Origin of the sequence: Marivita sp. S0852 (genome assembly GCF_046591575.1) — a bacterium.
In the GTDB taxonomy this organism is placed as follows: domain Bacteria; phylum Pseudomonadota; class Alphaproteobacteria; order Rhodobacterales; family Rhodobacteraceae; genus Marivita.
This window is the reverse complement of the sequence record NZ_JBIQWA010000005.1, coordinates 220,326-243,927: the sequence shown is the minus strand read 5'-3', so window position 1 is coordinate 243,927 and position 23,602 is coordinate 220,326. Positions and strand designations below refer to the sequence as shown.

General features: G+C 59.4%; 20 protein-coding genes and 2 pseudogenes. 8 read left to right on the top strand and 14 right to left on the bottom strand.

All coding sequences use genetic code 11. The annotated features are described in order from the left end of the window. Positions 1-8: 8 nt before the first annotated feature. On the bottom strand, positions 9-1,355 hold the full coding sequence (gene petB / locus ACG74X_RS12950) for a cytochrome b (protein WP_411235315.1): 1,347 nt from the start codon (positions 1,353-1,355) through the stop codon (positions 9-11). 12 nt (positions 1,356-1,367) lie between these two features. Further along, positions 1,368-1,946 carry a ubiquinol-cytochrome c reductase iron-sulfur subunit gene (gene petA, locus ACG74X_RS12945; protein WP_411235313.1) on the bottom strand — a complete coding sequence of 193 codons (579 nt, stop codon included), beginning with the start codon at positions 1,944-1,946 and terminating at the stop codon, positions 1,368-1,370. Positions 1,947-2,164: 218 nt separating this feature from the next. Here petA and ACG74X_RS12940 point away from each other — a divergent pair, with 218 nt between their 5' ends. Further along, positions 2,165-2,827, top strand: a complete 663-nt coding sequence (locus tag ACG74X_RS12940) for an outer membrane protein (RefSeq protein WP_411235312.1) — start codon at positions 2,165-2,167, stop codon at positions 2,825-2,827. Between the two features lie 24 nt (positions 2,828-2,851). Here ACG74X_RS12940 and pssA read toward each other — a convergent pair whose 3' ends face one another. From pssA to fsa, 6 genes and pseudogenes are all read right to left on the bottom strand, one after another. Beyond that, on the bottom strand, positions 2,852-3,619 hold the full coding sequence (gene pssA / locus ACG74X_RS12935) for a CDP-diacylglycerol--serine O-phosphatidyltransferase (protein WP_411235310.1): 768 nt from the start codon (positions 3,617-3,619) through the stop codon (positions 2,852-2,854). Next, a pseudogene (locus ACG74X_RS12930) lies at positions 3,616-4,281 on the bottom strand (phosphatidylserine decarboxylase); the annotation flags it as partial. The gene pssA and the pseudogene ACG74X_RS12930, both read right to left, overlap by 4 nt. Positions 4,282-4,404: 123 nt before the next feature. Further along, positions 4,405-5,010 carry a glutathione S-transferase gene (locus ACG74X_RS12925; RefSeq protein ID WP_411235308.1) on the bottom strand — a complete coding sequence of 202 codons (606 nt, stop codon included), beginning with the start codon at positions 5,008-5,010 and terminating at the stop codon, positions 4,405-4,407. Between the two features lie 169 nt (positions 5,011-5,179). Then, positions 5,180-6,106 carry a tyrosine recombinase XerC gene (locus tag ACG74X_RS12920; protein WP_411235306.1) on the bottom strand — a complete coding sequence of 309 codons (927 nt, stop codon included), beginning with the start codon at positions 6,104-6,106 and terminating at the stop codon, positions 5,180-5,182. Beyond that, entirely contained in the window at positions 6,103-6,807 is a 705-nt protein-coding gene (locus tag ACG74X_RS12915) for a DUF484 family protein (RefSeq protein WP_411235305.1), read from the bottom strand. Before ACG74X_RS12915 ends, ACG74X_RS12920 begins: the two co-directional genes overlap by 4 nt. A gap of 155 nt (positions 6,808-6,962) precedes the next feature. Further along, a complete protein-coding gene (fsa, locus tag ACG74X_RS12910) occupies positions 6,963-7,616 on the bottom strand; it encodes a fructose-6-phosphate aldolase (protein ID WP_411235304.1) in 654 nt (217 codons plus the stop codon). An 81-nt stretch (positions 7,617-7,697) separates the two neighbouring features. Here fsa and ACG74X_RS12905 point away from each other — a divergent pair, with 81 nt between their 5' ends. From ACG74X_RS12905 to uvrC, 7 genes are all read left to right on the top strand, one after another. Beyond that, positions 7,698-9,911: a primosomal protein N' gene (locus ACG74X_RS12905; protein ID WP_411235630.1), complete on the top strand. Its 2,214-nt coding sequence runs from the start codon at positions 7,698-7,700 to the stop codon at positions 9,909-9,911. Positions 9,912-10,027: 116 nt separating this feature from the next. After that, positions 10,028-10,321, top strand: a complete 294-nt coding sequence (locus ACG74X_RS12900; RefSeq protein ID WP_411235303.1) for a Dabb family protein — start codon at positions 10,028-10,030, stop codon at positions 10,319-10,321. A 2-nt stretch (positions 10,322-10,323) separates the two neighbouring features. Continuing rightward, a complete protein-coding gene (locus tag ACG74X_RS12895) occupies positions 10,324-11,499 on the top strand; it encodes an aminodeoxychorismate synthase component I (protein ID WP_411235301.1) in 1,176 nt (391 codons plus the stop codon). A gap of 169 nt (positions 11,500-11,668) precedes the next feature. Beyond that, positions 11,669-12,466 carry a S49 family peptidase gene (locus ACG74X_RS12890; protein ID WP_411235300.1) on the top strand — a complete coding sequence of 266 codons (798 nt, stop codon included), beginning with the start codon at positions 11,669-11,671 and terminating at the stop codon, positions 12,464-12,466. A 176-nt stretch (positions 12,467-12,642) separates the two neighbouring features. After that, positions 12,643-13,590 (top strand): calcium/sodium antiporter, encoded by a 948-nt coding sequence (locus tag ACG74X_RS12885; RefSeq protein WP_411235629.1) that lies wholly within the window; start codon positions 12,643-12,645, stop codon positions 13,588-13,590. Positions 13,591-13,605: 15 nt separating this feature from the next. Continuing rightward, complete coding sequence (locus ACG74X_RS12880; protein WP_411235298.1) at positions 13,606-14,385, top strand: SDR family oxidoreductase; 780 nt, start codon at positions 13,606-13,608, stop codon at positions 14,383-14,385. A gap of 314 nt (positions 14,386-14,699) precedes the next feature. Further along, a complete protein-coding gene (gene uvrC, locus ACG74X_RS12875) occupies positions 14,700-16,565 on the top strand; it encodes an excinuclease ABC subunit UvrC (protein ID WP_411235297.1) in 1,866 nt (621 codons plus the stop codon). Between the two features lie 85 nt (positions 16,566-16,650). Here uvrC and ACG74X_RS12870 read toward each other — a convergent pair whose 3' ends face one another. The 6 genes and pseudogenes from ACG74X_RS12870 to ACG74X_RS12845 form a co-directional block, all read right to left on the bottom strand. Further along, positions 16,651-17,409, bottom strand: coding sequence for a TIGR02186 family protein (locus ACG74X_RS12870; RefSeq protein WP_411235295.1), 759 nt, complete (start codon positions 17,407-17,409; stop codon positions 16,651-16,653). Then, positions 17,409-18,323 carry a sulfite exporter TauE/SafE family protein gene (locus ACG74X_RS12865; protein WP_411235294.1) on the bottom strand — a complete coding sequence of 305 codons (915 nt, stop codon included), beginning with the start codon at positions 18,321-18,323 and terminating at the stop codon, positions 17,409-17,411. The genes ACG74X_RS12870 and ACG74X_RS12865 overlap by 1 nt, the downstream gene beginning before the upstream one ends. Positions 18,324-18,478: 155 nt before the next feature. Next, positions 18,479-19,444: an ABC transporter permease gene (locus tag ACG74X_RS12860; protein WP_411235293.1), complete on the bottom strand. Its 966-nt coding sequence runs from the start codon at positions 19,442-19,444 to the stop codon at positions 18,479-18,481. After that, positions 19,444-20,535, bottom strand: coding sequence for an ABC transporter permease (locus tag ACG74X_RS12855; RefSeq protein WP_411235292.1), 1,092 nt, complete (start codon positions 20,533-20,535; stop codon positions 19,444-19,446). The genes ACG74X_RS12860 and ACG74X_RS12855 overlap by 1 nt, the downstream gene beginning before the upstream one ends. 349 nt (positions 20,536-20,884) lie before the next feature. Further along, positions 20,885-22,435: pseudogene (locus ACG74X_RS12850) on the bottom strand (ABC transporter ATP-binding protein); the annotation flags it as partial. A 92-nt stretch (positions 22,436-22,527) separates the two neighbouring features. Then, positions 22,528-23,532 carry a BMP family lipoprotein gene (locus ACG74X_RS12845; protein WP_411235291.1) on the bottom strand — a complete coding sequence of 335 codons (1,005 nt, stop codon included), beginning with the start codon at positions 23,530-23,532 and terminating at the stop codon, positions 22,528-22,530. Positions 23,533-23,602 lie beyond the last annotated feature (70 nt).

Below are 23,602 nucleotides of genomic sequence, written 5' to 3'. Positions count from 1 at the left end.
GTCCTTTCTTACTCGGCCGGGGTCGCTGCAGGAGCGCCATCTGTGGACGAGGACTTGCCATAATTCGCCTTGAAGTCTTCTTCGATGGTTTCCGGCTGCGGCAGCGGCTTTTCAAGCACACCGAGCAGCGGCAGGATCACAAGGAAGTAGGCGAACCAATAGGTGGACCCGATCAGGGCGATATAGGGATAGATACCTTCGGCTGGCATCGCGCCGACCCATGTCAGGACGACAAAGTTTGCAATGAAAACCCAGAACCACATCTTGAACATCGGACGATAACGACCGGACCGAACCGACGATGTGTCCAGCCACGGCACCAGAGCCATGACAACAATCGCACCGAACATCGCCAGAACACCAAAGAACTTGGCGTCGATGATGCCACCGGTCAGGAAGTTGACCGCGATGACCAGCCACACCTCGGTGTCAAAGGCCCGCAGAATTGCGTAGAACGGCAGGAAGTACCATTCTGGAACAATATGCGCAGGTGTCACCAGCGGGTTGGCTTCGATGTAGTTGTCGGGGTGACCCAGGTAGTTTGGCATAAAGCCAACAACCGCAAAGAACACCGCAAGGATCACTGCCAATGCAAACAGATCCTTAATGACAAAATAGGGCCAGAACGGAAGCGTATCTTTCTCGGCTTCGGCTTTCGAGGTGCGACGCACTTCAACACCGGTGGGGTTGTTGTTGCCCGTGGTGTGGAACGCCCAGATGTGTACGATCACGAGACCGGCAATCACAAACGGCAGCAGATAATGCAGCGAGAAGAAGCGGTTGAGCGTGGCATTGTCCACCGCAGGTCCGCCCAGCAGCCAGGTCTGGATGCTGTCACCGATGAACGGGATCGCGCCAAACAGGCCGGTGATCACGGTCGCACCCCAGAAGGACATCTGTCCCCATGGCAGCACGTAGCCCATGAACGCTGTGCCCATCATGCACAGGTAAATCAGCATCCCGATGATCCACGTGATCTCGCGCGGGGCCTTGTAAGACCCGTAGTAGAGACCACGGAAGATGTGCAGATACACCGCGACAAAGAACAACGACGCGCCGTTCATGTGCAGATAGCGCAGCATTGCACCGCCGTTCACGTTGCGCATGATGTGCTCGACGCTGGCAAAGGCCAGATCGACATGCGGCGTGTAATGCATGGCAAGAACGATCCCGGTGATGATCTGCAGCACCAGACAAAACGTCAGGACGATGCCCCAGATCCACATCCAGTTCAGGTTCTTGGGCGTGGGAATCATAATTGTGTCATACATCAAGCCAACAGCGGGCAGGCGGCTGTGAAGCCACTTCTCTGCGCCCGACTTTGGCTCGTAATGGTCGTGTGGAATTCCAGACATTCGCGCGTCTCCTTATCCCAGCAGGATTGTTGTTTCGTCGACGAATTCAGCCGGCGGGACCGGCAGGTTCTCGGGTGCTGGACCTCTGCGGATCCGTCCAGATGTATCATAGTGCGAGCCATGGCAGGGGCAAAACCAGCCGCCGACATTGCCTTCGAGTGTGTAATCACCCGCATCATTCAGCGGCACACAGCCCAGGTGCGTACACACACCCATCTGAACCAGCCATTCGCCGGTGTCATCCAGCGCGCGGTTTTCGTCGGTTGCGGCTGCGGCACCGTCGATATTTGCGTTGCGTGCAATCGGATCGATAAGATCAGACACGTCAACCGATCTAGCATCTTCCACTTCGGCAGGGGTGCGACGGCGGATAAAGACGGGCTTGCCCAGCCATTTAACAGTCAGCTGGGTGCCTTCGGGCAGGCCGGACACGTCCACACGAATAGAGGACAGGGCCAGAACGTCGGCAGAGGGATTCATCTGATCGACCAGAGGCCAAACAGCGGCACCAGTTGCAACAGCGCCCGCACCGGCGGTCGCGTAGTACAAGAAGTCCCTCCGGGTGCCTTCGTGATGTTCTGCGTTGGACACGAGGTTTTCTCCATTAAAAGGCCGATCATCTGGCCAGAATAGGTGTTAGGCCGCTTGGAATGCAGCGCTTCCGGGTATTTAGCGGGCTACCCCCTAGCCGTCCACCTTTTGACGGACTAGGTAGGGAATAAGCGCCGAAGTGTCGCGGCAAATTGGGGCGGTAAAAGGCACAAAACGCAGCTATGCTGCAAATGCACGGTGATACGGACGACAAACCGATGAAAAAAACGATTCTCTCAGGTATTCTTGCCCTTGGCGGACTGGCCTCCCCGGCCATGGCCGAAATGGAGTTGTCGATTTATTCAGGGTGGCAAACGTCCCCGCACAGCCGCGTTTACGGCGATTACCCCGGCACCGGTGCGGATATCGACGCGCTGATCGGCTGGGAAGGCCGGTCGTTCGAGATGCCTCCCTATTACGGTGTGCGTGGCACATGGTGGAAGAACGAACGCCTCGGCTTCGGGCTCGAATTCACCCACACAAAGGTCTATGCACCTGACGACGAAAAAGAGGCAATCGGCTTTTCCGACCTTGAATTCACCGACGGTCTGAACATCGTGACCGTGAACGCCTATCAGCGCTGGCCGGGTCTTTGGGCCGAAGGGGCGTTGACGCCCTATGTCGGCGGCGGAGTCGGCGTTGCAATTCCCCATGTGGATGTCGACACGACCACGGGTGTCGAAACATACGAATTTCAGCTGACCGGCCCTGCAGCACGGCTCACCGCTGGCATGTCCTATGACATCAACGACCGCTTTGCCGTGTTTGGCGAGTATCAGTTCACCTATTCAAGCAATACGGTTGACCTGCCCGATGGCGGATCTTTGGAAACCGATATCAAGACAAATGCGCTGAACGTGGGCCTGACCCTGAAATTTTAACGCCGCAACCCGTTTCAATACGGGTCAGGGGGCCGGGTCGCTGTTCGACTTTTTATCGCGCGCCAAGGCTCGGCGCGAGCTGGGCAGCATCCAGACAACAGCCCCGATATAGATCAGGCTCAGAACAACCAACGCGACCCAGGTGTAAATCGCGATTGCAGCACCGATTGCGGCAAATCCCACTAGAAACACTTTGACCCGCCGCTGGCTGATCCGCGTTGTTTTGAAAGACCAGACCGGAAATCGCCCGATCATCAGAAATCCGATCAACGCGATATACGCCGACAACAGGGCGTCGGGAACGATCTGTTCACTGTCAAAGGCGAATGATGCATACATGGGCAGCATGACCAGAATGGCCCCGGCCGGCGACGGAATCCCCATGAAATAGGCGTTTTCCGGTGATCCGTTTTCGGCCTTTCGCGCCACGTTGAACCGCGCAAGCCGGGTCACGGCGCAGACCGCATAAACAAGTACCGCCAGCCACCCCAATTGCCACGTGTCCTCCAGCGCCCAAACATACAGCAGCAAACCCGGAGCCACGCCGAAGTTCAGGAAATCGGCAAGCGAATCAAGCTCTGCTCCCATTTTGCTGTCACTGCCCAGGGCACGGGCCAATCGCCCGTCTAGACCATCAAGAATGGCCGCCAGCAGGATCAACTGAACCGCAAGTTCGTAATTGCTTTGCAATCCGAACCGGATCGCAGTGAGGCCAGCCACAATCGCCGTCACGGTAATCATGTTCGGCAACAGCTGGACCAGGGTCAGCTTATCCCCACTGCTGTTCGTCATGTGGACAAATCCGCAATCACGGTTTCACCCGCAACCATCGTCTGACCAATCTTGACCGACGGCTCCACCCCGTCGGGCAGATAAATATCAAGCCGCGACCCAAACCGGATCAACCCAAACCGTTCGCCACGGTCCAGAACGGCCCCTTCCTGCGTAAAACTGACAATCCGCCGCGCCACCAGACCGGCAATCTGCGTGACGGTCAGGATGCGATCATCTTGCATGCGGATCACCAGCGAATTGCGTTCATTGTCTTCGCTGGCCTTGTCCAGCGACGCGTTCAGAAATTTACCCGGTTTATAGGCGATCTTCTCGATCTTGCCGGCCACTGGTGACCGGTTCACATGGCAATTGAACACCGACATAAACACACTGACACGGGTCAACGCGACGTCAGGCAAGCCCAACTCTCGGGGGGGAACCGCCGGTTCGATCAGGGACACCACACCATCCGCCGGGCTGATCACCAGACCGGGGGCATCTGGCGTGACACGGTCGGGATCGCGGAAAAAGTAGTAACACCACACGGTCAGGCCAACCCCGATCCAGCCAAGCACATCTTCGATTGCAAACAGCACAAGGGTGATCGCCGCGAAGATCGCAACAAATTTCCGGCCTTCGGGGTGCATCGGTTTTATGAACGTATCGGTCATCCGCATTGCGGTATCATCCTTCGGAAAAGTTGCGTGTCGGTAAACCGATGCGCCCTTTGGCGCAAGGGAACGCGGCGGGCTTTGGGAACAACGCCGCGTCGCCTTGCTTAAATCCCCCGAAAACCGGCCATGTCACCCAACCGGGGCCGTGGCCACTATGCTGTCGCGCTGTGCAAAGGTCTCGTACCAGGCGGCCAACGCATCACGTCCGGTGCGCCAGGACCGGGCCTCATGTCGGAAATCAAGATACCCCAACGCACAGCCAATCGCGATATGGCCCATGTCCATCTTGCCATTCAAATGGCTCATCCAGCGTGTGTTGAGCGCATCCAGCGCCCGAGACACCTTGGACCACTGCCCCTCGACCCAGGGTTCATAGACGAATTCTTCGGGCCGGAACCGCATTTCATAGATCACAAGAACGGCGGCTTCCATAATCCCATCTGCGGTGGCTTCCAGCGTCAGTGTGTCCCAACGCCGCCGCTCCGGATACAATCCGCCACCGGCCCGTTCATCTAGAAACTGGCAAATGACCCGGCTGTCATACAGCGTGGGCCCGTCAGATCGGATCAGGGCTGGGATCTTTCCCATCGGGTTGGCCGCGATCAGTTTTGAATCAGGCTTCAAAGGAGACGCGGTGACATCGACTTGCTCTACATCGTCAAATTGATCCGTTTCGTGCAATGTCACAAGCACCTTGCGAACAAAGGGTGAAGGACCGGCGCGAAGTAGTTGCATGTGAAAGCTCCGTAATAATGTCATCCATAGCTACGCCGCGACACGCCAATTTGCAAAGCCCAAGCTGGCCAGCAGGAGGATGCGATGTGTTGCTGGGGTGGATGCTCTGGCACGCATAAGGCCGTCATCATCACTTCAATATCTTTCACGCCGGTCCTGCATCACACAACTAACCCGCCTTGGGGTGCGATGCCTCGTAGACCTTCATCAGGTGGACCGTATCAACCGAGGTATAGGCCTGCGTGGTCGATAGCGACGCATGTCCCAGCAATTCCTGAATGGCCCGCAAATCGCCCCCGGCAGACAACAAATGCGTGGCAAAGCTGTGTCGCATGGCATGCGGCGTGGCGGTTGCGGGCAGACCCAGTTGCAGCCGCGCCTGTTCCGTCACCTTCTGCACCAGCCGCGCGTTCAATGCGCCTCCGCGCACGCCACGAAAGACCGGCGCGTCGGGCTCCATGTCAAACGGGCACAGCGCGACATAGCGCTGAACCGCCTCGCGGGCGACAGGAAGCACAGGCACAACCCGTTCTTTGCCCCCTTTGCCGACAATCCGCATGGCGTCGCCCAATGGCAGATCCCGCCCTTTCAGGCCAAGCGCCTCGGAAATGCGCAAACCGCATCCGTAAAGCAGCGTCACCACCGCCATATCCCGTGCGCCCACCCAACCCTTTTGGGATTGTTCACCAACCGTTGCGATCATGGCGCGTGCCGCATCCTCGTTCAAAGGGCGTGGCAGCTTTTTCTCGAACTTCGGCGCGCGCGTCGACAAAACGGCTGTGGGTTCAAACCCTTCGCGCTCGGACAGCCAGCGGTAGAAAGATTTCACCGCAGAGAGTTTGCGTGCCAAAGACCGTGCGCTTGCGCCGCCCGTCCGCGTGTGGGCCATCCAGGCCCGCATGTCCGGAACCGTGATCCGCGCCAAAGGGGCAAGCCCCTGCGCCTCTGCTTTGTAGACTGTCATGAACGCAATGAAATCCACCACGTCAGCGCGGTATGCTGTCAAAGTGTTGTCTGCCGTCCCATTCAGCGCCCGGCTGGCCGCGAGCCACCCCTGCACCGCGTCGCGCGCGGCCAGAGAGATCAGAACAGTCACGACAACCAGCGCCGCATCTGACGCTCGAACACACCGGTGAAAAAGGTCAGCAGATCGGTGCCTTTCTGCGGTGTGAATTGATGCGGATCCTCCGCCCCCATCACCAACAGTCCCGGCAGACGCCCCGATCCAAAATCAAGCTTGAGACAGGCCTCCGAACGAATCCAGTCCGCTTTTTCACCATAGATGTCCGGCCTGCCGGTTTCGATCTGGCGCAAAGTGACCTGTCGGGCCGGGACATCCCGCCCGCCGTTCAGATACGCGTCAATAAATCCCGGTGCCGCCACAGACAATACAGACCCAAGCCGTTTTATCGCCGGGTCTTCGTCGTTCTGAACCGATTCCAGCACCAGCTTGATCACATCAACGCGCAAAATCTCGGCGACGTCGCCGCCAAGATCTTTGAGGAAGGGTTCAAATTCAACCGGGTCCAGCATGCGCAGAATCGCACGATGTACCTGATTTGTGCCGGCAAGGTTTTCATAAGCGGCGGCAATCACCGACCGGTGTGTGTCTTCCAGCCGGTCCAGTCGCGCTTCCAGCCGATCCATCGCAATTCCGCGCAGATCGACGATATTGCCGCCCATGGCGCGTTCATTGGCAGCGATCAAAGCGCGCATGAGATCCTGATCTTCCAGAATCACATCAGGGCGCGTCATGATTTTTTCGCGCAATTCGTCGTCGATACGGGGGCTGCTCATGCCATCCTCGTCACATTATTTTCCGGCACACTACCAGCGGCCTGCCGGAAATGCGCGTCGTTTTTTCGGACAGGGTAAAAACTGTGGCAGAAGCGCAGGACCGCTTTTTGAAAAGCGGTCCCAAGCGATTTGGAAATCGCTTACAGCGCCTGTGATCAAACGATCTTGATATTCGCGGCCTGTGCGTCTTTTACAAACTGGTCCAGACCTTTGTCGGTGAGGATATGGTTCGCCATCGCCTTGATCACTGCAGGCGGTGCCGTTGCGACATCTGCCCCGATCTTGGCGCAGTCGCTCATATGGTTGGCTGACCGGATCGACGCGGCAAGGATGTTTGTCTCAAACCCGTAATTGTCGTAAATCTCGCGAATATCCGCGATCAGGTCGAGGCCATCTAGGTTCAGATCGTCCAGCCGCCCAATGAATGGAGAAATAAACGTGGCCCCCGCCTTGGCCGCCAGAAGCGCCTGATTGGCCGAAAAACACAGCGTCACGTTCACCATCTTTCCTTCGTCGGTCAGCGTCTTGCACGCTTTCAGACCATCCCAGGTCAGCGGGACTTTGACGGCGATGTTCTCGGCAATCTCGGCCAGCTTGCGGCCTTCCGCGATCATATCGTCTGCGCTCAACGCGATTACCTCGGCAGAGACCGGGCCAGACACAAGATCACAGATCTCTTTTGTAACCTCCAGAATATCACGTCCGGATTTCTTGATCAGGGACGGGTTTGTGGTCACGCCATCGACCATTCCCAGATCGTTCAATTCTGCAATGGCGTCAATTTCAGCGGTATCGACAAAGAATTTCATGTGCGCTCCGTCCTTTGATGGGTTGGCCTTTTCTGACTTGGGCTTTACCCCATGACAGAGGTCACTGAAACCCCGGAAATGATGGCGCTAACACCCTCCGATACACGTCAGAGCTATTTCGACGCAGGCGCGCTGATTGGCGTGCTCACCACGCAACCGCTGGACCGCGTGCTGGACTACCGCGCGCCCGAGGGCGGCTGCCATCTGGGCGCGTTTGTCGAAGTGCCACTTGGCCCGCGCAAGGTGTTGGGCGTGGTCTGGGGGCCGGGGCAGGGCGGCTATGACCCGGGCAAGGTGCGGCCCGTCATCCGCACCCTTGATGCCGCGCCCATGCGGGACGAGTTGCGCACGTTCTTGGAAAAAGCCGGGGCCTACACGCTGACCCCGCTTACCGCGATGCTCCGCCTCGCCACCCGCGCGCCGGGGCTGGGCGATCCGCCGTCGATGCGCAAGATCTACCGTCTGGGCGGCACCACGCCCGACCGCATAACCGACGCCCGCACCCGCGTGCTCGACGTGCTGCGCGACATGGGCGGCCTGTCCCTGACGCTCAAGGAACTGGCCGAGGCGGCGGGCGTCACCACATCGGTCGTTAAAGGCCTCGCCAAACTCGGCGCTGTCCGCGAAGAAGACAGCCCCCGCGACACACCCTTCCCGACGCTCGATCCAACCCACGCAGGCAAGGACCTGACCGAAGATCAGGCCAGAGCCTCTGCCCAACTTCGCACGGCGGTCGCCACCCGCAGCTACGGCACAACGCTGCTCAAAGGCGTCACCGGCTCAGGCAAAACCGAGGTCTACTTGGAGGCCGTCGCCGAATGCCTGTCCCAAGGCCGCCAAGCGCTTGTACTGCTCCCCGAAATCGCGCTGACCGCCGAATTCCTCACCCGCGTCGAGGCCCGGTTCGGCGCTTTGCCCGCCGAATGGCACTCGGGCGTCACTGTCACCGAACGCCGCCGCGTGTGGAAGATGGTCGGGCAAGGCAACGCGCAACTTGTCGTCGGTGCGCGCTCGTCGCTGTTCTTGCCATTTCGCGATCTTGGCCTGATCGTCGTCGATGAAGAACACGACACCTCTTACAAACAGGAAGACGGCGTCCTCTACAACGCCCGCGACATGGCTGTCCTGCGCGCGTCGATCTGTCAGGCGCAAGTCATCCTCGCCTCCGCCACGCCAAGCCTGGAGTCGTGGGCCAACGCCGACGCAGGCAAATACGCCAAGCTCGAACTGACCTCCCGCTTCGGTGCCGCCATCCTGCCAGAGATGCGCGCCATCGACATGCGGACCGAGGACCTGCCCGGCTCACGCTGGATCAGTCCCACCTTGCAACGCGCGGTGCAACAGCGGCTCAATCAAAACGAACAAGCGCTGCTGTTCATCAACCGCCGGGGATACGCCCCCGTCACCATCTGCCGCGCCTGCGGGCATCAGATTGGCTGCGACCACTGCGACGCGCGCATGGTCGAACACCGCTTTCTCAAACGCCTCGTCTGTCACCAATGCGGCGAGACCAAACCGATGCCCGCCGCCTGCCCCAGCTGCGAGGCCGAAGACCGTCTCGCCGCCGTTGGCCCCGGTGTCGAACGCCTCGCCGAAGAGGCGCAAACGCTTTTCCCCGACGCCCGCCTCGCGGTGCTGTCGTCGGATATGTTCGGCTCCGCCCGCGCGCTGAAGGCCGAGATCGAGACCATCGCCGAGGGCGGCGCGGACCTCATAATCGGCACGCAACTCGTCGCCAAGGGCCACAACTTCCCGCGGCTCACTCTTGTGGGCGTGATCGACGCCGACCTCGGCCTGCAAGGGTCCGACCTGCGCGCGGCGGAACGCACCTTCCAACTCATGCGCCAGGTCGCAGGCCGGGCTGGCCGTGCCGATAAGCCGGGGCAGGCGCTCTTGCAGACCTTCCAACCGGAACACCCGGTCATCCGCTCCATCCTGTCCGGCGATGAACACAGTTTCTGGAAGGCCGAGGCGGATGAGCGCCGCCACGCAGGCGTGCCGCCCTACGGCAGACTGGCAGGCATCATCCTGTCATCAACCGATGTGCAACAGGTGTTCGACCTCGGCAACGCGCTCGCTCGCAACGATACACCGCTCCGTCGCGCCGGAGCACAGGTCTTCGGCCCCGCCCCGGCGCCCATCGCCCGTGTCCGAGGCCGCCACCGCGTGCGCCTTCTGGTCAAGGCCCCCAAAGGCACCCCCCTGCAACCGGCCCTGGCCGACTGGGTCGCCCCCTTCAAACTCAAGGGCGACATGCGCCTGTCCATCGACATAGATCCACAGAGTTTTTACTGATCCGACACAAGCAATTCCCGGCTCCGTCAAAGATGTTTGCTCTGGAACTGGTGCTGCGTTGCAGCTAAAGGCTCCGCGATCTTAACGCCGCGTCATTTACCGCAAAGGACCGTCCCATGTCTGACCGCCCGAACATTCGGCATGTCGTTTTCTTCAGCGCCAAAGACAAGGCCGATCTGCCGCGGATCATGGAAGGCTTGCAGCTCTTGGCAAAGATCCCCCACTCCGATCATTTCGAGGTGCGCCAGAACAACCGCAATGATCCGCTTTCGGGCGAGGTTGACGTTGTGGTCTATGCCGAGTTTTCAAGCGATGCGGCCCTGACGGCCTACAAATCCCATCCGATCTACCTCAAGGCCATCGACATTGTGCGCCCCTTGCGGGACATGCGCATCGCGGCGGATTTCTGACGATGGGGGGCAGGGCTGCTGACCGTCAGGTCATCTTTGATACCGGGCCGCTTCCCGGCGGCACGGCGTTCACGGGTCCCATCGACACGATCCGCGCCGACACCCCCGACGAGGTAGGCGCGGCCTTCGCCGCGATGGAGGACGCCAAGGCGCAGGGCCTTTGGCTGGCGGGCTATGCCAGCTATGAGTTGGGCTACGTGTTCTCGCACAAACTGCGCGACCGCATGCCCGAAAACCGCCGCCTTCCGCTGATGCAGTTCGGCGTCTTCCGCGCGCCGGAACCCAACCGTGCAGAGCCGCCTATGCAGCCCGCACAGCTACGCGATCTGCACCCGGTCTGGGACGAAGCCCGCTACAGTCGCGCGTTTCAGCAGGTCAAAGACTATATCGCGGCAGGCGATATCTATCAGGCCAATCTGACTTTCCCCCTGACCGCCCGCTATACTGGTACTCCGCTGGATCTCTACCGCACCCTGCATGCCCGTCAGCCGGTCCCTTACGGCGCATTCGTCGATCTGGGCGGGGCCGCGCTGCTGTCCCGCTCTCCCGAGCTGTTCTTTGCCGTGGACGCACAGGGGGCTATCGAAACCCATCCGATGAAAGGCACCGCCGCGCGTGGGGCCACGCCGGACGAGGACGCGGCCCAAATCGCGTGGCTGCGCAATTCCGAAAAGAACCGCGCGGAAAACCTGATGATCGTCGATCTGATGCGCAATGACCTAAGCAAACTGGCCAAGGTCGGCAGCGTCAAAGTGCCGGATCTGTTCAAGATCGAAACCTATGTGACCCTGCACCAGATGACCTCGCGCATCGTGGCGCAGTTGCTGCCCGATGTGACTTTGTACGACATTTTCAAAGGGCTTTTCCCCTGCGGGTCCATCACCGGCGCGCCGAAACTCCGCGCGATGCAAATCCTGCGCGATCTGGAGACCGACGAACGCGGTCCCTATTGCGGGGCCATCGGCTGGATTGCGCCGGATGGCGCGATGCAGTTCAACGTGGCGATCCGCACCATTGTGTGCGATCCGGACGGGCGCGCGCGGCTCAGCGTCGGGGGTGGCGTGGTGCATGACAGCCTGGCGGCCGAGGAATATGCCGAGGCGCTTCTCAAGTCCCGTTTTGCGATGACGGGCGCTGACGCGCCGCGCGAAACATGCCTCGCCGGGCATATTTCTTAACATATTTCTTAACAAAACCTTAATAGGTCCGATCCGGCCCCAATGTTTCGCGCGCGAAACAATAGGTCAGCATCCGCACCCTTTGGGCACGGGGCTTTCCATGCAAAGTATGGTGCCTTTTTCAGGCCATGCCTTGTATGCCAGACGGTGCCATTCTACATGGGCGTGAATGAAACGTTTTGTCCCATTCCTCAAATCTGACCCCGTGGTGGCCGTTGTGCGGCTACAAGGCGCGATTGCCGCAGGCGCTCGCGGCACGCTGAGCGACGCGTCGTTGCGCGGTGTTCTGGAAAAGGCATTTCAAAAAGGCAAACCGGTCGCGGTTGCCCTTGAAATCAATTCGCCCGGTGGGTCTCCGGTGCAAAGTTCCCTGATCGGCGCGCGCATCCGGCGCTTGGCAGACGAGGCCGAAGTACCGGTTTATGCCTTTGTCGAGGATGTCGCGGCGTCTGGCGGCTACTGGATCGCCAGCGCGGCAGACGAGATTTATGCCGACCCCAGTTCGATCCTTGGCTCTATCGGGGTGATCTCGGCCAGTTTCGGCGCGCATGTGTTTCTGCAGCGACAGGGGATCGAACGCCGGGTCTATACCGCGGGCAAATCGAAATCCATGCTCGACCCGTTTCGCCCCGAAAACGAGGATGACATCGCGCGGCTGAACCGGCTGCTGGGGCAATTGCATGAGACATTTATCACGCATGTCAAAACCCGGCGCGGCGCAAAGCTGGCCGAGAACCCTGACCTGTTCACCGGTGAAATCTGGGTCGGTCAGGCTGCGGTTGATGTCGGGCTTGCCGATGCGGTCGGGCATATGGTGCCTGCGATGAAAGACCGGTTCGGCGATAAGGTGAAATTTCGCCGCTACGAACAGCGCCGCCCGCTGCTAAGCCGGTTCGGTGCGAAACTGACATCCGACGCCCTAAGCGCGATCGAAGAGCGCGCCGAATTCGCGCGCTACGGGCTGTAACGTGATCACCAAGATCGTTTTCCTATTCCTTATTTTCATGGCGGTGCTGGCCATGTTCGGGAAATTGCGCATTCCGGGGGCCAAGCGATTGGCCAATGCCAAGTGCAAGAAATGCGGGCGCTACCGGATTGGAAAAGGTCCGTGCCCCTGCTCTGGAAAGGGCACATGATATGGTGATGATCTGGGGCGGCGTTGCTGTCGGGTTGGTGATCCTGCTTCTGGCAGGTGATGCGCTGGTCAAAGGGGCCGTGAACCTATCGCTGCGCATCGGTATCCCGGCCCTGATCGTAAGCTTGACTGTCGTGGCCTTTGGCACCTCAGCGCCAGAGCTGCTGATTTCCATCAAAGCGGCGCTCGACAATGTGCCGGGGATTGCCCTGGGCAATGTTGTCGGGTCGAACACTGCCAATATCCTGTTGGTTCTGGGCATTCCGGCCTTGCTTGCCGTGATGCACACCAGTCAATGCAACACCCGCAAAAGTTACGTGATCATGCTGGCGGCGTCGGTGCTGTTTATCGCGCTGGCGTTTCGCGGGGTGTTTGACTGGATATCCGGCATTCTTTTGTTGGTGGTTCTGACGGCCATTCTGGGCGATTCAATCCGGGAAGGGCTGGCGCATCGTAAGGCGGGACGTGAGGCGGCAGAGGAAGAAGAGCCCGAAGGTGCCGATCCCGATATGCCATGGTGGAAGATCGGTGTCTTTCTTGCGCTGGGTCTGATTGGCCTGCCGCTGGGTGCGGACCTGCTGGTGGACAGTTCGGTTCAGATCGCCAAGATCGTCGGGGTCAGCGACACGGTGATCGGCCTGACCCTCGTGGCGCTGGGCACATCCCTGCCAGAGCTTGCGACCACGGTCATGGCGGCACTGCGGCGTCAGGCGGATGTCGCGCTGGGCAATGTGATCGGGTCCAACATGTTCAACCTGCTGGCCATCATTGGGGTGGCCTCTTTGATTGCCCCGATTCCGGTTGACCCGGAATTCCTGCGCTTTGATCTGTGGGTGATGCTGGGCGCGTCCCTGCTGATCTTTCCGCTGGTGTTTCTTGGACGCGACCTGACGCGGATCTGGGGCGTGATCTTGTCGGCGCTGTATCTGAGCTACATTGCGCTTGTCATCATGTAACGACAGGGGTGTCCCATGAGCAAAGCTTTGATCACTGGCGCGGGCAAACGGCTGGGGCGGGCAATGGCCCTGTATCTTGCCGATCGCGGATATGACGTGGCGGTGCATTACGCCAGTTCGCAAGAGGCGGCCGAAGAGGTGGCCAAGGAGATTCAGGCTAAGGGACAACGGGCCGCCGCCGTCCATGCCGATTTGCTGCGCGAGGCCGAGACGCAGACGCTTGTGCAACGGTCCATCGACGCGCTGGGCGGTCCGTTGACCGTCTTGGTCAACAACGCGTCGATCTTTGAATATGACAACATTGAAACGGCGACGCGGGACACCTGGGACCGGCATCTGGAAAGCAATCTGCGCGCGCCATTTGTCTTGACGCAGGCGTTCGCAGCGCAACTTCCCGACCCCACGCGCGACGACATGGACGAGCCGGTGGCGCAGGGGCTGGTGGTGAACATGATCGACCAGCGTGTGCGCAAGCTGACACCGGAATTCATGACATACACCATCGCTAAAATGGGGTTGTGGGCCTTTACGCAAACGGCAGCACAGGGGCTGGCACCGGCCTGTCGGGTCAATGCGATTGGTCCGGGGCCGACGCTCAAAGGCAGCCGCCAAAGCGAAACGCATTTCGCCAGACAGCGCGCGGGAACGGTGCTTGAACGCGGTGCGAATCCAACGGATATCACAGCGGCGTTGGGCTATTTTCTCGACGCTCCGGCGATCACCGGGCAGCTGTTATGCGTGGATGGCGGACAGCATCTTGCATGGCAGACACCGGACGTTCTTGGCGTTGAATGATGTGTACCGACCGCAGGTTTTGCACCGGTTAAATTGACGTTAGGAAAGTGTTACGAAAGTCTTAATGTTTTCAGCATGTTGCGATGCGACGGTTAAAATAGTTAATGATTACAATTGCTTATATTCGTGCCTAAAAAATAGGCAGATTAACGAACCGGCTATAAAACAAGGGGAATTTCATGTTGATCGAAACTTCTCCGCAGACTTATCCACAGAAACAGTGGATGTCTTAACGGTTGCATCAGGGGTTCCATCTATGCACCGGATGACAGAGAATCGAGGCCACTGGCGAAACGCGTCGATGCGATTTTATGATGAGCGAAACTGACACTGAAAACCTGACAGGTTACGCCTGTGTTCAAAGCTATTTGAAGACGCTGGATTCAAGTCCGGGCGTCTATCGCATGCTCGATTCACAGGCGCGTGTGCTGTATGTTGGCAAGGCGCGCAATCTGCGTGCGCGGGTGTCAAACTATTCCCGCCCGTCGCCGCAGCATTCCGGACGGATCGCGCGGATGATCTCGGAAACCGCGTCGATGATGTTTCTGACCACGCGGACGGAAACCGAGGCCCTGCTGCTGGAACAAAACCTGATCAAGCAGTTGAAACCGCGCTACAATGTGCTGCTGCGCGACGATAAATCGTTCCCGAATATTCAGGTCACCGACCACCCGTTTCCAATGATCCGCAAACATCGTGGGGCGAAGAAAGAAAAAGGCGCGTATTACGGACCTTTCGCGTCAGCCGGGGCTGTGAACAGGACCCTGAACCAGTTGCAGCGGGCGTTCCTGCTGCGCAATTGTTCGGACGCCATGTTCGACAGCCGGACGCGGCCGTGTTTACAGTACCAGATCAAGCGGTGCTCTGGCCCCTGTGTGGGCAAGATCAGCGAAGAAGACTACGCGGCCAGCGTAAAGGATGCGCAGCGGTTCCTGTCGGGTAAATCAACCAATGTGCAGGAGAGTTTGGCAAAAGAGATGGCCGAAGCCTCGGAAGCGATGGAATTCGAACGCGCGGCGGCTTTGCGGGATCGTATCCGCGCGCTGACGCAGGTACAAACAGCGCAAGGGATTAATCCCAAGGGGGTGTCCGAGGCTGATGTGATCGCGTTGCATCTGGAAAAGGGGCAGGCCTGTGTGCAGGTGTTCTTTATCCGCGCCAACCAGAATTGGGGAAACCGCGATTTTTATCCGCGTGTCGGGCCGGATGTGGAAGAGGCCGAAGTGCTGGAGGCGTTCCTTGGTCAGTTCTATGATACAAAGGAACCTCCCAAGCTGATCCTGCTGTCACATGGGATCGAGAATGACGATCTGATGATGCAGGCGCTGTCGGACAAGCTGGGTCGCAAGGTCGAGATCGCGGTGCCGTTGCGCGGAGAGAAATCAGAGCTGGTCGATGGTGCCTTGCGGAATGCACGGGAATCGCTGGCACGGCGTATGGCCGAAACTGCGACGCAGGCGAAACTGTTGCGGGGCTTGGCCGACGCGTTCGACCTGGACGCACCGCCCGCGCGGGTTGAGGTCTATGACAACAGCCATATTCAAGGCACCAATGCTGTTGGCGCGATGATCGTTGCGGGGCCGGACGGGTTCATGAAGAACCAGTATCGCAAGTTCAACATCAAGGGCGATGATCTAACCCCGGGCGATGATTTCGGTATGATGAAAGAGGTGCTGACCCGGCGGTTCAAGCGGTTGCTGAAAGAGGACCCGGACCGCGACAAGGGGCTGTGGCCCGATCTGTTGCTGATCGACGGCGGTGCCGGGCAGGTGTCTGCGGTGCAGGAGATCATGGAAGAGCACGGCGTCGAGGACGTGCCGATGGTGGGTGTCGCGAAGGGTGTGGACCGGGACGCGGGCAAGGAAGAGTTTCACCGCACCGGCAAGCGGCCCTTCGCTTTGCGGCACAACGATCCGGTGCTTTATTTCGTGCAACGCCTGCGGGATGAGGCGCACCGGTTCGCCATTGGCACGCACCGGGCGAAGCGGGCGAAGTCGCAGATGGCGAACCCTCTGGACGAGATTGCGGGCGTCGGTGGTGCGCGCAAACGGGCGCTTCTGGCGCATTTCGGCTCTGCCAAGGCAGTGAGCCGCGCCAATCTGGCCGATCTCAAGGCGGTTGACGGGGTAAGCGCCGCCCTGGCAGAGCGGATATACGGGTTCTTTCATGAAAACGGATAGCGCTGGTTGAGACGTCTGGATGCCTCCGGCGGAGGTATTTTTGGCCCAAAGAAGCCAGATCAGCCGCGCTGTACCAGACCGCGGATCAACCGGAGCGCAGCAGGCGGAAGGCGGCGGATGCGCCCCAACCTGCGGCGATGGCGATGGTGAGTGACAACAGGCCGTAGATCAGTGGCTGCTGCCGCGATAGATTGAAGAGCCAGCGTTCAAGGCCCACTTTGCTGACATCGATACTGGTCTCGTATTTTGAGATCACCTTGCCCCCCCGCGTCAGAAAGATGCGGGTGGCGTAGTCGCCCTCGGTCAGGTTTGCCGGCATCTGGATGGCGGTGGTGAACAAGGTGGCATCCCGCAATTCGACCGCGTTTTCCTTGAGCGCATAAGAGCCATTGGCGGTGCGAATGCGGATGATCGCGTCAAGGAACTCTTGCGGGTTGGCAACCTGGGACCATGCGCCAACCGAGCGGATTGCACGCGGGATCGAGATTGTGTTGCGCAGATCGTCGGCTTCGTTGATGACCTCCTCCCAGGGGGCAGAGGTGGCGATGGCATAGAAACTGGGGGCTGCGCTGATCGAGAGCGCATCGGTGTTGACCCAGATCCCAAGACGGCGGTCTTTGCGCCGGATGGTCACGGGTTCAAGAGGCCCTGAAATGGTGACAATAACCTGCAGCGGTTCGTCGGTGGGGATCGGTTCCTCGCGTTTGATCGCGCCGTAGAGGATGATCTCTGATCCATCGAAATTGGTGGAGATGGCGACCTCGTCCTGACTGAGGCCGAGAATGACCTCTTCGGCTTTTAATGGGGCCGCAAGCAGGGACAGGATCAGGAGCAACCAGCGCATCAGTGGCTTCCCGCAACGCCGATAGAGAAAAGCTCGGACGGTTGGATGAGCAGGTCGAGCGCGAGTTTGCCGCAGACCGCAAGCACCATGAGAGCAAGCAGGATGCGCAATTGTTCGGCTTTGAGCTTGGCCCCGAGGACGGTGCCGAATTGCGCGCCAACGACGCCGCCGATCAGCAACAGAACCGCCAGCACCATATCGACGGTGTAGTTTGTGGTGGCGTGCAGCAAGGTGGTGAAGCCGGTGACGAAGATGATCTGGAACAGCGACGTGCCGACCACAACCTTGGTGGGCATGCCCAGCAGGTAGATCATTGCAGGCACCATGATGAAGCCGCCGCCGACACCCATAATCGCGGCAAGAATGCCGACAAGAACACCGACGATCAGCGGTGGAATAACCGAGATATAAAGCCCCGATGTGCGAAAACGCATCTTGAAGGGCAGGCCGTGAATCCAGTTGTGTTTCTTGCGCGCGGGCGGTTTGCCAGACTTGGTCTTGCGGATCGCATTCAGGCTTTCGACAAACATCAAGCTGCCGATGATGCCCAGAAACAGCACGTAGCATAGCTTGACCAGCAGATCGACCTGACCGAGGCTTTTGAGATAGTTGAAAACCCCGACCCCCAGAGCGGCCCCGACAAGGCCGCCGATCAGCAGAACGGTGCCCATTTTCAGATCGACGGTTTTGCGCCTGAGATGAGCCAGCACGCCCGAGAAGGACGACGCGACGATCTGGTTCGCTTCGGTGGCGACGGCCACGGCGGGGGGAATCCCGATGAAGAACAGCAGCGGTGTCATCAAAAAGCCGCCGCCAACCCCGAACATGCCCGACAACACACCAACAGCGCCGCCCAGTCCCAACAGGAGGAAGGCGTTGACGGAGACCTCGGCAATGGGGAGGTAGATCATCATATTTGTCCTTAGCCCCAACTCTGGCCCCGTTTCAAGGTGTGCGGTGCCGCAGATGCAAAAAGCCTGTCTGTTTCCGGGTGATCCGGTTCAGTTTCTGACGGGCACGGCAACGCGGGGGCTTTTGCCCCCGGCTGATATTCGAAAAAATGCGGTCTTTAGCGCTCTTTCACGTAAGGCTCTCCACCGGCGCGGGGAGGAATGGCCTTGCCGACAAAACCCGCCAGGATCACGACGGTCAGGATGTATGGCAGCGCATCCATGAACTGAACCGGCACGGTGAACGCGCCCAGATCAATGTTTTGATACCGCAGCGCAACGGCCTGCAAGAGACCGAACAGCAGGCAGGCGTAGAGGGCATACCAGGGTCGCCATTTCGCAAAGATCAGGGCGGCAAGTGCGATAAAGCCCCGACCCGCTGTCATGTCTTTGACAAACCCCGCTTGCAAGGCTGTCGCCAGATAGGCCCCGGCGAGTCCGCAGAGCACGCCGCAGATGCCAACGGCGATAAAGCGCAAGCCGATGACCGAAATGCCAGCCGTGTCCACCGCTTCGGGTGCTTCGCCCACAGCACGCAGGCGCAGGCCAAAGCGGGTGCGGTAGAGCAACCACCATGTCAGTGGGACCATGGCGAAGGCAAGGTATACAAGGATCGAGTGTCCCGAGATCAGCTCTGCGTAGATCGGACCCAGGATCGGCACCACGGCCAACGCGTCTGCACCGGGCAGGATGATCGGTTCAAATCGTCCGCTGCCGATCAGTGAGGGCGTGCGTCCGCCCTGGCTGAACCAGTCTTGCGCGATAAGCACGGTCAGACCGGCTGCGAGAAAGTTGATTGCGACGCCGGAAATAAGCTGGTTGCCGCGAAACGTGATCGAGGCAAGCCCATGCACCAGGCTAAGCGCCATAGAGGCCAGAATACCGGCCCCAAGACCCATCCAGACATCGCCGGTGATGGAGGCGATTGCGGCTGAAAAGAAGGCCGCCGCCAGCATTTTGCCTTCGAGACCGATGTCAAAAATCCCGGCACGTTCGGAAAACAGACCCGCGAGGCACGCCAGCAGGAGCGGGGTGGCCAGCCGGATGGTGCTGTCGAGCACTTGCAGAAGTGTCATGAAATCCATCAGTTGCTCCTCCGCCGGGCAAGGAACAGCTTTTCAAGCGGCATGCGCACCATGTTGTCCAGCGCGCCGGTAAAGAGGATGACCAGCGCCTGAATAACCACGATCAACTCGCGCGGGATGTTTGTCCAAAGGGCAAGTTCCGCACCGCCCTGATAGAGAAATCCGAAAAGCAGCGCCGCCAGAAGAACGCCGAGCGGATGGGAACGACCCATCAGGGCGACGGCAATTCCGATAAAACCCGCCCCTTCGGTGGCGTTCATGACAAGGCGTTCCGCCTCTCCCATCGTGGTGTTGAGCGCCATCATCCCGGCCAATCCGCCCGAGATGAGCATCGCCACGACGGTGATTTTTACCGGGCTGATGCCGGCATATTTGGCGGCTGACTCAGAATGACCAAAGGCGCGGAGTTCATATCCGAGCTTGGTGCGCCAGATCAGAAGCCACACAACAAGACACATAAACAGCGCCAGGAAAAAGGTGACATTGGCGGGCGCGCCTCTGAACATCGGGTCTGCCGCGGTTGAGAACATGTCCTGAAAGGTGGGCAGATGCGTAGGTTCTGGGAATTTGGCGGTGGCCGGGTCCATTGCGCCCTGCGGGCGCAGGATGTTGACCAGCACATAATTCAGCAATGCGGCGGCGATGAAGTTGAACATGATCGTGGTGATCACGATATGGCTGCCGCGCTTGGCTTGCAGATACGCTGGGATCAGCGCCCAAAGCGCGCCGAACAGGGCCGCGGACACAGTTGCGCCAACCAGCGCCACATACCAGTTGGGCCAGGGGATATAGAGACAGGCCAGCGCCACACCCAAGCCGCCGATCATGGCCTGACCCTCTCCGCCGATGTTGAACAGGCGCGCGTGGAAAGCGACGGCAACGGCAAGGCCGGTGAAGATGAAGTTGGTCGCGTAATAGAGCGTATAGCCCCAGCCGGAGGACCGCATCAGCGCGCCGTCGACCATCAGCTTGAACGCCGCGATCGGGTCTTCGCCGATGCCAATGATGACAAGCGCGGACAGGATGGCCGCCAGCAGCAAAGAGATCAGGGGCACAAGGACCGCATCGGCCCAGGCAGGCATCTTATCCATCTTTGTCGGTCTCCTGAGGGTCTTTCCTGGCAGGCGCACCCGTTGTGATGGCAGCGCCGCCTTGCGGGATCGTGGCGCTAAAGCCGCCGATGCTCATGTTTTCATCGGGGCCTGTTTCGATGCTGACGGGTTTGACGCCGGTGTCGATATTGATCGTGGGCGGGGCCTCTTCCGGTGCGGTGCTGACGTCATTTTTGACAGCCTCGGTCGGGTCGGTGGCGGGTGGTTCCGGCGCGACCTGTGCTGTGTCGTCGGCAGGCGTTTCACCGTTCTGCGATGTGTCGGTTTCGGGCGCTGTTGCGTCACCAACGGCTGTATCGGGGGCCGACTCCGGGGAAAGCTGGGACGTATCGGTGATGCCCGCCATCAAAAGGCCCAGCTCTTTCTCGTTGGTCTCGGACGGCAGGCGTTCACCCATGATCTGACCGTCGAACATCACCGCGATGCGGTCCGACAGGGCAAAGATTTCGTCAAGTTCAACAGATACCAACAGAATGGCCTTGCCCTCTTCGCGCAGGCGAATGATTTGCTGGTGGATGAACTCGATCGCGCCGATATCGACGCCGCGCGTCGGTTGCCCGATCAGCAGGATGTCGGGGTTGCGTTCAATTTCGCGGGCCAGAACGATCTTTTGCTGGTTGCCGCCGGAAAAGTTGCGCGCGGCCAGCTTTGGATTGGGGGGCCGCACGTCAAAGCGGTCCATCTTGGCGGCGGCTTCGGCCCGGATGGCGGCGTTGTTCATCATCGGTCCACTGGTGTCGCGGTGATAGCCGAAAACGGTGTTTTCCCACGCGGTATACGGCATGATCAGCCCTTCGCGGTGGCGGTCTTCGGGGACATGCCCGATGCCATGCGCGCGGCGCGACTGGCCGTCAGCATGTGCGCCGCTCAGGGCGATTTCCGCGCCTTTGACGCGCACGGTGCCAGTGCCATCGGCATAGCCGCCCAGCACTTCGAGCAATTCGGATTGACCATTGCCCGCCACCCCCGCGATGCCCAGAATTTCACCAGCGTGGACGGCCAGCGAAATGCCCTTGAGCCGCTCTACGCCTTTGTCGTCGGTGAGCCGCAGGTCATCGATTTCCAGAACGGGCGCACCTGGCTTGGCGTCGCCCTTATCGACCTGAAGCAGCACTTTACGACCCACCATCATTTCCGCCAGCCGTTCCGGGCTGGTTTCAGAGGTTTTGACCGTCGCCGTCATCTCGCCACGCCGCATCACCGACACAGTGTCGGTGGCATCCATGATTTCGCGCAGTTTGTGGGTGATCAGGATGATCGTTTTTCCTTCAGAGCGCAGATTGTCGAGAATGCGAAACAGGTGATCCGCCTCGGCCGGGGTCAAAACGCCGGTTGGTTCGTCAAGGATCAGAATGTCGGCCTGACGGTACAGCGCCTTGAGGATTTCGACACGCTGCTGGTGACCGACGCTGAGGTTTTCGATCAGCGCGTCGGGATCGACATTGAGTTCATATTCCTCGGCCAGTTGTTTGAGCACGCCGCGCGCCTTGTTCAGCGACGGGCGGAGCAGGGGGCCGTCTTCGGCCCCAAGGATGACGTTTTCAAGCACGGTAAAGTTCTGCACCAGCTTGAAATGCTGGAAGACCATACCGATGCCCGCCTTGATTGCGGCCTGACTGTCGGGGATTTCGGTTTTTTGGCCATTGATGAAAATGTCACCGCTGTCGGCTTTGTAAAAGCCGTAGAGGATCGACATCAGGGTCGATTTGCCGGCACCGTTTTCGCCGATAATGCCATGGATCGTGCCGGGTTTGACGCTGATCGAGATGTTCTTGTTGGCCTGAACAGGACCGAAGGCCTTGGAAATGCCTTTGAGTTCGATGGCCGGTATGACCGGTGTCAGGTCAATCGCGGGTTCGGGCGCAACATCGGTGGTCATGGACTATCCCTGTCATCCTGTTCGGGTCTTGTGCCCGATATACGTCAGAGCGGCCGTTGCCCGCCGCTCCTTTTCTTTATGCTGCTGCCGGATCAGAAATTGATCACGGGGCAGCTGTCGTTGGCGTAATAGCTCACGACGTCGATGTCACCGTTGATGATTTTCTGACGTGCGTCTTCGACCGCTGCCATCATCTCGTCCGTTACAAGAGACGCGTTGTTTTCATCCATCGCAACACCAACGCCGTTATCTTCAAGGCCCAGAACGACGCTTCCGCCCGTTTCAAGATCGGTTCCGACCAACATTGCGTTATAGACGGCAACATCGACCCGCTTGAGCATGGAGGTCAGCACCTTGCCCGGATGCAAATGGTTTTGATTGCTGTCGACACCGATTGACAGGATGTTTTCGTCTGCAGCTGTTTGCAAAACGCCAACACCCGTTCCACCGGCGGCCGCATAGATGACATCCGCGCCCTGACTGATCTGCGCCTTGGCAAGTTCAGAGCCTTTCACCGGATCATTCCACGCCGCTGGTGTTGTGCCGGTCATGTTGGCGATCACGGTGATGTCGGGATCGACCGCTTTAACACCCTGCGCATAGCCGCACCCGAAATGGCGGATCAACGGCACGTCCATGCCGCCGATAAAGCCGACAGTGTTACTTTCGGTGGCCATCGCAGCCATCATCCCCACAAGAAAAGAGCCCTGATGTTCCTGAAACGCGATCATCTGAACGTTTTCGGGGATCTCGGGCAGGAATCCGTCGATATTGACGAATTTCGTGTCCGGATAGTCGGGCGCAACCTCTTCGATCGAAGAGGCGATGGCGAAGCCGGTTGTCACGATCGGATTGGCCCCGGATTCGGCAAAGCGGCGCAACGCCTGTTCGCGCTGGGCTTCTGACTGAATTTCGATTTCCAGATACGAGCCACCGGTTTCCTCGGCCCAGCGCTCGGCACCATTGAACGCGGCTTCGTTGAAGGATTTGTCGAACTTTCCGCCCAGATCATAGATCAGCGCAGGTTCCGCTGTGGCAATGCCGGCGGTCAGAGCCAGCGCGGCGGCGGCACCGTAAAGTTTCGTCATAAGGGTCATTTTGCAGCTCCCGGGTGTTGGACTGCGACGGCTTGATTGCGTCGCTTGACTAGATCATGTGACCAGATGC

Excerpts from the sequence above, each read along its gene's own strand:
- petB (WP_411235315.1), bottom strand. The coding sequence starts at position 1,355 with ATGTCTGGAATTCCACACGACCATTACGAGCCAAAGTCGGGCGCAGAG.
- ACG74X_RS12940 (WP_411235312.1), top strand. The coding sequence starts at position 2,165 with ATGAAAAAAACGATTCTCTCAGGTATTCTTGCCCTTGGCGGACTGGCC.
- pssA (WP_411235310.1), bottom strand. The coding sequence starts at position 3,619 with ATGACGAACAGCAGTGGGGATAAGCTGACCCTGGTCCAGCTGTTGCCG.
- ACG74X_RS12925 (WP_411235308.1), bottom strand. The coding sequence starts at position 5,010 with ATGCAACTACTTCGCGCCGGTCCTTCACCCTTTGTTCGCAAGGTGCTT.
- ACG74X_RS12915 (WP_411235305.1), bottom strand. The coding sequence starts at position 6,807 with ATGAGCAGCCCCCGTATCGACGACGAATTGCGCGAAAAAATCATGACG.
- fsa (WP_411235304.1), bottom strand. The coding sequence starts at position 7,616 with ATGAAATTCTTTGTCGATACCGCTGAAATTGACGCCATTGCAGAATTG.
- ACG74X_RS12905 (WP_411235630.1), top strand. The coding sequence starts at position 7,698 with ATGGCGCTAACACCCTCCGATACACGTCAGAGCTATTTCGACGCAGGC.
- ACG74X_RS12900 (WP_411235303.1), top strand. The coding sequence starts at position 10,028 with ATGTCTGACCGCCCGAACATTCGGCATGTCGTTTTCTTCAGCGCCAAA.
- ACG74X_RS12895 (WP_411235301.1), top strand. The coding sequence starts at position 10,324 with ATGGGGGGCAGGGCTGCTGACCGTCAGGTCATCTTTGATACCGGGCCG.
- ACG74X_RS12890 (WP_411235300.1), top strand. The coding sequence starts at position 11,669 with ATGAAACGTTTTGTCCCATTCCTCAAATCTGACCCCGTGGTGGCCGTT.
- ACG74X_RS12885 (WP_411235629.1), top strand. The coding sequence starts at position 12,643 with ATGATCTGGGGCGGCGTTGCTGTCGGGTTGGTGATCCTGCTTCTGGCA.
- ACG74X_RS12880 (WP_411235298.1), top strand. The coding sequence starts at position 13,606 with ATGAGCAAAGCTTTGATCACTGGCGCGGGCAAACGGCTGGGGCGGGCA.
- uvrC (WP_411235297.1), top strand. The coding sequence starts at position 14,700 with ATGAGCGAAACTGACACTGAAAACCTGACAGGTTACGCCTGTGTTCAA.
- ACG74X_RS12870 (WP_411235295.1), bottom strand. The coding sequence starts at position 17,409 with ATGCGCTGGTTGCTCCTGATCCTGTCCCTGCTTGCGGCCCCATTAAAA.
- ACG74X_RS12865 (WP_411235294.1), bottom strand. The coding sequence starts at position 18,323 with ATGATGATCTACCTCCCCATTGCCGAGGTCTCCGTCAACGCCTTCCTC.
- ACG74X_RS12860 (WP_411235293.1), bottom strand. The coding sequence starts at position 19,444 with ATGGATTTCATGACACTTCTGCAAGTGCTCGACAGCACCATCCGGCTG.
- ACG74X_RS12855 (WP_411235292.1), bottom strand. The coding sequence starts at position 20,535 with ATGGATAAGATGCCTGCCTGGGCCGATGCGGTCCTTGTGCCCCTGATC.
- ACG74X_RS12845 (WP_411235291.1), bottom strand. The coding sequence starts at position 23,532 with ATGACCCTTATGACGAAACTTTACGGTGCCGCCGCCGCGCTGGCTCTG.